This window comes from Sphingomonas bacterium, from assembly GCF_903644055.1.
Classification (GTDB): domain Bacteria; phylum Pseudomonadota; class Alphaproteobacteria; order Sphingomonadales; family Sphingomonadaceae; genus Sphingomonas_I.
In genome coordinates, this window is the sequence record NZ_CAHJXD010000247.1 from 1 (window position 1) to 6,677 (window position 6,677).

A 6,677-nucleotide genomic window follows, 5' to 3' on the forward strand; every position below is an offset into this window, starting at 1 on the left:
GGACGGGCGCGCGATCGGGGCCCCGGCGTCGGCGGTGGGCGCGTCGCTCACCCCTGTCCACCGCGCGCCAGCTTGCGGCGGATCGGTGCCGCCAGCATGTCGATCCCGAAGATGCCGAGCAGCGCCACCGCGAACATCGTCATCCCCGCGAAGCCGTGCAGGAAGCCCTGCGCCACCGGATCGCCGAAGAAATAGGTCACCAGGATCAGCACCAGCACGCGCACGAAATTGGCGAGCACCGCCACCGGCACGATCGCCACCATCAGCAGCAGCGCATAGCGCCAGTTCGCATTGTGGCGCATGTAGATGTAGAATAATCCGATCGCCGAAAGGCTGATGATCGAATTGAGCCCCGAGCAGGCCGCGGCGACCAATATGTCATATTGATCGACCTGGATGATCACCCCGGTGCGCGCGATCGGCAGCCCGAACGCATCGAGCAGCCATACCGCCGCGCGCGAGATGCCGAGCTTCAGCGGCTGCGTCACCGCCGCCACCACCGAATCCGGCGGCGGGAACAGGAAGAAGAAATACAATATCGGAAACCAGATCAGCCGCATCGCCTTGAGCCCGAGATAGGCATAGGCCAGGACGACCAGCACCTCGTAGAGCGCATAGCCCTCGATCTCGGGCGTGCCGCTGATCCGGCCGAGCGCATAGACGATCAGCCCGATCGCCAGAAGCGGCAGCGCTACCGCCAGGCTGCCCGGCGTGATGAACGGCGTGAAGCTGCGCCGCATCCGCAGCGCCAGCCACAGCCCGGTCGCGAGCACGACCGGCCCGTGCGCGCCCTGCTCGGTCGACCAGCTATCCTGCGCGACCATCACCATCGTCGGCACGATCAGCGCCAGCGCGCCGACGATCATCAGCCAGTGCCGGCGCAGCAGCACCCGGCCCCAATCGGGGGGCAGCAGATCGCCGCGGGCGTGAGCCTCGGCATCCTTGGCGGCGAGCGTGGAAGAGGTCATCGTCATCGCTGCCTTTAGCCGAGATCGCGACGGCGGCAACGCGTTTCGATCGGCCTTGTGGCGGAGCGCGACCCCGTAGCTATCCATCCTTCCGCCCCGATGCTACGCCGCGCTTCAAGAGGACATGCGATCATGATGTTCTCGGTCTCAAGCGGCACGGTGGGTGCATGAGCGTGGATAACGACGGCATTCTGGCCGAAAACCGTTCGGATTGTATCCTGTGCGGCAATGACAGTCGATTGCTTCATGATGGCCTCAGGGATCCTCTGTTCGGCGCGCCGGGAACATGGTCCATCCGCCAGTGCGCGTCTGCCGACTGTCGTCTGGGCTGGGTCGATCCGAGGCCGCTGCCGGATCAGGTCGGAAAACTCTATGAAAGCTATTACACGCACGCCGAAGATGGCGCGGTGGATGAGCAGAATTATTACGGTGGCGGGCTCAAGAAGATCGTAAAGTCGGTGTTGGCTCGCCTGTTGTTCTGGAGGCGCCCTGCCTATCAGACCGATCTGCTTCATCTTCAGGGAATGATTCCGGGCCGGTTGCTGGAAATCGGCTGCGGCAGCGGAAGCTTTCTCGCCGCCGCGGCGCGCGCCGGGTGGGCGGCGTTCGGTATCGATTTCGATCGGAAGGCGGTGGAAGCCGCCCGGTCGATCCCGGGTGTTCGCGCCGAGATGGGCGATCTGCTGGATCAGGGCTTCCCGGCCGCGTCTTTCGATGCGATCGTGATGAACAACGTGATCGAACATGTATCCGATCCGATCGCCACGGTCGGCGAATGCCATCGCCTGCTCCGCCCCGGCGGTAGGCTGGTGCTCATTACCCCGAACATCGGCTCTCTGGGGCATGGCGTGTTCGGGCGCTACTGGCGGGGCCTGGAGCAGCCACGCCACCTGTTCCTCTTCAATATCGCCACATTGAAGGCGTTGGCGCGCCGGGCGGGATTCGGCCGCGCGGTGGTGTTCAGCTCGGTCGGCAAGGGGATGCTCGAGGCGTCCGCCGGGATCGCCGCGGCGGCCGGCGCCACCGTCGCGGGGGCCGACGCGGCGACGCTCAGGCGGAAGCGCCTTCTCTCCTTGCTGAAGGGCGGCCAGGGCGAATGGGTGGTGCTGGTGGCAACGCGCTAAGGTTTGTACTCATGGACGCGGTGGCGCAGCGGTCGGGAGCTGATTGATGAAATCCAGCACGGCGCGCATCTTCGGTGCTTCGGAAAGCGGCTGGCCGGTATATTGTCTGTGGCCGAACAATGTCGGGGCGGTGGCCTGATAGAGGACGAGCGTGCCCCCGATCTCCTTCTGCCAGCGGCGGAGGAAGATCTGGTAATAAGCGTAGACGCGGGGATCGTTCGAAACCTCCTCCATGTCCTTCACCATCGCCTGATCATAGGCCCAATATCCCGGGCCGCCCTCGTAGGTGATGAGCGGCAGGCCGTATTTGGCGGCCATGACCTTGCTGGCATGGCCCGCGGCGAGCGCCTGATCGATATAACCTGGTGTCTTGGCGATCACCGCCTCCACGCGCGCCTTGCCCGTCGAAGGGACATCGTTGGGCACGTCGCCCCAATAAGGCGCGATCGCCACGGCATCGACATATTTCCAGGTTTCCTTATGGCCCAGACGCTGGTCGGTGCGCAGATCCCACCCCATCGAACCCAGCACGCGCACGATCCGCTGCCGCTGGCCCGTGAACACGTCGCTCCAGATCGACATCAGCTCTCGAACGCGATCGCCGTAGTAATAGTCGTTGGCCTTGTCGTCGGACACGCCGGGGTAGAGCTTCTTGCCGCGCTGGGTCGCGTCCTTCGCCTGCTGAAAGGTGTCGTTCCAGACCTCGTTGGACAGTTCGACATAGGCCTTGAGGCCGGGATCGAGGTGATCGCGGACATAGGTCGCGAAGTTGCGGTAATAGCCCTGGTCGACGTCCAGCGGCAGCGTGAACCAGGGATCGGAATGCAATTGGTTGGCGAGCGCCACCATATATTCGACCGACATGCCGTGGCGGATCTGTTCGATCGAGGACGGCGTGGTGCGCTGCGCCCAGGTCCTGAGCGGCGCGTTGTTGGTCGCCATCCAGTCCATGAAGCGGATCACGCGGAACGGCTTCATATCGTCGAGGAAATCCTGACGGAAGATGGCGTTGCCCCGGTCGCCGGGATAACGGCAGGACAATTCCGTCAGCGCCGCGCCGTTCTTTTCGGCGGACATGACGACGAGCACCGTCTTATCGGTCAATCCCTTCGCCGGGACCGTGACCGTGAACTTTGTTCCAGATTGCGAGACCTGGCCGCCGACCGCCTCCTCGATCCGCCAGCCTGGCGCGATCGTGCAGCGATAGGTTCCCGTGATCAGCGGTGCGAGGCCGTCATGGATCCGGGCGGAGAGCCTCGTCCCGGCGGGCACGTCGATCGGACGGCCGCCATCGTCCAGCTTTAGCTGATCTCCGAGCGGGCCGCGCGGATCGGTTTCCCAGAAGAGCGTGCCGCGGGTCTTGATCGGATCGGCGAAGACTTCCTCGCTCGTGAAGTAAGAGGGACCACCCAGATTCATGCCGATCGCGAGCGGCTGCACGATCTTGGGGTCGATGCCGCGTTCGGGATGGGTCTGCGCCTCGGCGATGCCGAGATGATGGCGCGCGAGCGGCGCCGCGACCAGAGCTGCAAGACCTAGGCCGACGATCGCCCCGCCGATCTTCATGCTTCCCTTCATCTTGAGTGCCCTCGGTTGACCGGATCTTCGGGAATGCACATTTAGGCAATTCGATCGCCATGGCAAATCGACCACCGTTGGCCTGCATCCAAGTCTCTCTTAGGGGCGGCCCGCACGGGGTGATCCTCGGCGGCTGTCTGGCGACCTTGCCACTTGCCATCGCTTCCTGGCACCTGGTCGAGCATCCCACCCCGATCCATCGTCACCGCATCGGTCTGGCTCGCCTGCATAAGCGACTTCCGCCTTCGGCGATCCTCCTGGCGGGGCTCAGCCTTGCAGCCTCAACTCGTTAACGCGAGCGGCTCTCGCGTGGCGGGCGGGGGTGCCGACGTCGGCGCTTCGGCCGCGTCCTCTCGCCCAGTCCGCGGTCGCTTCGGCCGCTTGATCGAAAGGATCGCCGTGCCGATCGCGATCGTGAGGATATAGAAGGTGATCGATTTGCCGCCGAAACTGGTGTTGAAGGTGGTCACGATCGAAAATCCGGCGATCGCGCAGATCGCGGCGCCATAGCGTTGCAGCCTCGGATCATAAGCGAGCGAGCGCGCCTTGGCGAACATCAGCAGGCAGGGCAGCAGGAATGCCATGAGCAGCGCCGCGGCGCCGCCATAGCCCGCCGTCAGCGCATAGGAGAGATAGCCGTTGACCAGATCGACGATGCCCTCGCCCTGCTTCATGTCCTGCAGATTTCCGAGCACCTCGTCCAGGCTGGTCCCCGTCCAAGGATGCTTGCGCGCTTCTTCCAGGCCGCGCTGAAGCAGTAGGCGTCGGTATTCGGCGGTGCTGGAGGTATCCGCCGTCTGGCCGGTGAGCGTCGCGACATAAGGCGAGAATTCGGCGGCCAGCATCAGCGTGCCGTAGGCGATCGCGATCAGCCCGATCTTCGCACCGAGCGAAGCGTAGCGCTTGCGATAGAGATCGTAGAGCGGCAGCCCGATCGCCAGCGCGACCCAGGCGTTGCGCGAATTGGCGGCGACCGTGCCGAGGAACATCACGCCGAGCGCGATCAGCCAGCCGCGTTTCTTCTTGAAGACGTCGCGCCCCGCCATGCAGAACATCATCGTGAAGGCGAGGAACAGCCCGAAGCTGGTCGATTCGTCGAACGATGTCGGCGCGCGCAGCAGCCCGGAGCGGATCTTGAGATACAGCGATACGCCGCCGCGCGGCAGGTGCAGCGTTTCGTACAGCGATTGGTAGATCAGCCAGTGCGTCGTCGTCTCGATCAGCGAGATGAAGCCTAGCACGAATCCCACGAACGAGAAGGCGAGGAAGACGCGGCGGATATCCTCGACGCTCTTCAGGTTCCGGCTGACGACGAAATAGGGGATGGTCAGCGCGATAACCGGCGTGGTCCAGGTGCGGATCGCGCTGGTGAGGTTCATGCCGCGCGCCTGGACGAATTCCAAGCCGAACAACATCAGCCAGGCAATGTCCAGATAGCCGGTGACGCGCCCGCCGCGCTTGCGCCTGATGAACATGGTGATGACCATGCCGATCGCGAAGACCAGCCATTTGTCGACCGGGCTGATCATCATGCCGCCCGCGGCGATATACACCGTCATCGCGGGCAGCGACACCAGCGCGATGGGGTAGAGCGCCACCGCTTCTGCCCGGCTGCGCGCCTTCCACGGGATCAGGAAGAGCAGCACGACATAATAGAGCCAGACGTTGTAGGCGAACGCGCCTAACACGAAGATGAAGATCGCCAGGAAGGTCGGCGCGCCCCTGATCCACTTGGCATCCTCGGGGCGCAGCAGCCGTGCGAACAGCCAGCAGGCGGCCGCGATGAAGACGCCGCCCTTGATGCCCATGATTATGCTGGAAAGCATCTCTCGCCCTTCGCCGCTCGCGCGTTCGATGCCGTCCTAACAGCGCATCCCGCCGCTGGCGACGCCCGATGCAAGGGGCGTGCGCCCGCACGGCGTTGAACCTGCCGCCGCCGTCCCCATTTCCGATCGAGGAAATGGAGATCGGCGGCATGGCGGAAGAGATTGCGACGGTGGCGGGCGGCTGCTTCTGGTGCGTGGAGGCGGTGTTCCAGGATATCGCGGGGGTCGAGAGCGTCGAGAGCGGCTATATCGGCGGCTCGGTGGTCGATCCTACCTATAAGCAGGTGTGCGGCGGCAACACCGGCCACGCCGAGGGCCTGCGCATCCGCTTCGATCCGGCGGTACTGTCGTATGGCGATCTGCTCGACATATTCTTCCACACGCACGATCCGACCCAGCTCAACCGGCAGGGCAACGATGTCGGCACGCAATATCGCTCGGCGATCTTCCCCCACTCGCCCGAGCAGGAGGCCGAGGCCCGCGCCGCCAAGGCGCGCAATCAGCCCGATTTCGACCAGCCGATCGTCACCACGATCGAGCCCGACGACATCTGGTATCCCGCCGAGGATTATCACCAGGGCTATTGGGACGGCGAAGGACAGAGCAATCCTTATTGCCTCGCGGTGATCCCGCCCAAGCTCGCCAAGCTGCGCAAGAGCTACGCCGCGCGGCTCAAGGAGAATGCGGCAAGCTGATCCTTCCCCGCCCAACCATCTCATCCCAGCGCAGGCTGGGATCTCGTCGTATGGAGCGCGCGCCTGCCGCACGAGACCCAGCCTGCGCTGGGGTGACGTAATGGGAACTAACGTGGCGCCGCCGCGCGCCGCAGTCGATCATTGATCGCGACGCCCAGTCCCGCCTCGGAGATCGGCGCCACAGCGATCGCCGTCCGTCCCGAGGCATCGGCTTCATGCAGCGCATCGAACAGGTTGGCGGCGGCCTCGGTCGGATCGCCCGACGCCGAGAGCGATCGATCGCCCGCCACGCCGCCGAAGCCGATCAGCCATTCGTGCGGCCCGGCCGCCTCGGCATTCAGGCGGATCGGCAGGGCAGGGGCGTAATGGCTGGCGAGCTGCCCCGGCGCCTCGATCGCGGCGGAGGCCCCTTCCAGCAGCCGGACGCCCGCGATCGCGGCGAGCTTGCCGCCTTCCAACGCGCCGGGCCGCAGCACCCGCAATCCC

The 6,677-nt window shown here is 64.8% G+C and carries 6 protein-coding genes; 2 read left to right on the forward strand and 4 right to left on the reverse strand.

The window, feature by feature from the left end; genetic code table 11:
* Positions 1-47: 47 nt before the first annotated feature.
* Positions 48-968, reverse strand: a complete 921-nt coding sequence (xrtV, locus tag HUU94_RS10845) for an exosortase V (RefSeq protein ID WP_174275094.1) — start codon at positions 966-968, stop codon at positions 48-50.
* Between the two features lie 167 nt (positions 969-1,135).
* On the opposite strand from xrtV, the gene HUU94_RS10850 reads away from it, so the two are divergent.
* The gene (locus tag HUU94_RS10850) at positions 1,136-2,092 is read left to right on the forward strand and encodes a class I SAM-dependent methyltransferase (RefSeq protein WP_174275095.1); all 957 of its coding nucleotides are present in this window, start codon (positions 1,136-1,138) and stop codon (positions 2,090-2,092) included.
* Between the two features lie 9 nt (positions 2,093-2,101).
* Here the strand turns inward: HUU94_RS10850 and HUU94_RS10855 are convergent, their stop codons facing one another.
* On the reverse strand, positions 2,102-3,670 hold the full coding sequence (locus tag HUU94_RS10855; protein ID WP_174275096.1) for a hypothetical protein: 1,569 nt from the start codon (positions 3,668-3,670) through the stop codon (positions 2,102-2,104).
* Positions 3,671-3,951: 281 nt separating this feature from the next.
* Positions 3,952-5,496, reverse strand: a complete 1,545-nt coding sequence (locus HUU94_RS10860; RefSeq protein ID WP_174275097.1) for an O-antigen ligase family protein — start codon at positions 5,494-5,496, stop codon at positions 3,952-3,954.
* Between the two features lie 149 nt (positions 5,497-5,645).
* On the opposite strand from HUU94_RS10860, the gene msrA reads away from it, so the two are divergent.
* Positions 5,646-6,191: a peptide-methionine (S)-S-oxide reductase MsrA gene (gene msrA, locus HUU94_RS10865; protein WP_174275098.1), complete on the forward strand. Its 546-nt coding sequence runs from the start codon at positions 5,646-5,648 to the stop codon at positions 6,189-6,191.
* A 107-nt stretch (positions 6,192-6,298) separates the two neighbouring features.
* Here the strand turns inward: msrA and HUU94_RS10870 are convergent.
* Positions 6,299-6,677, reverse strand: a 379-nt coding sequence (locus HUU94_RS10870) for a Sua5 family C-terminal domain-containing protein (protein ID WP_302480200.1), incomplete at its 5' end; no start/stop codon positions are given.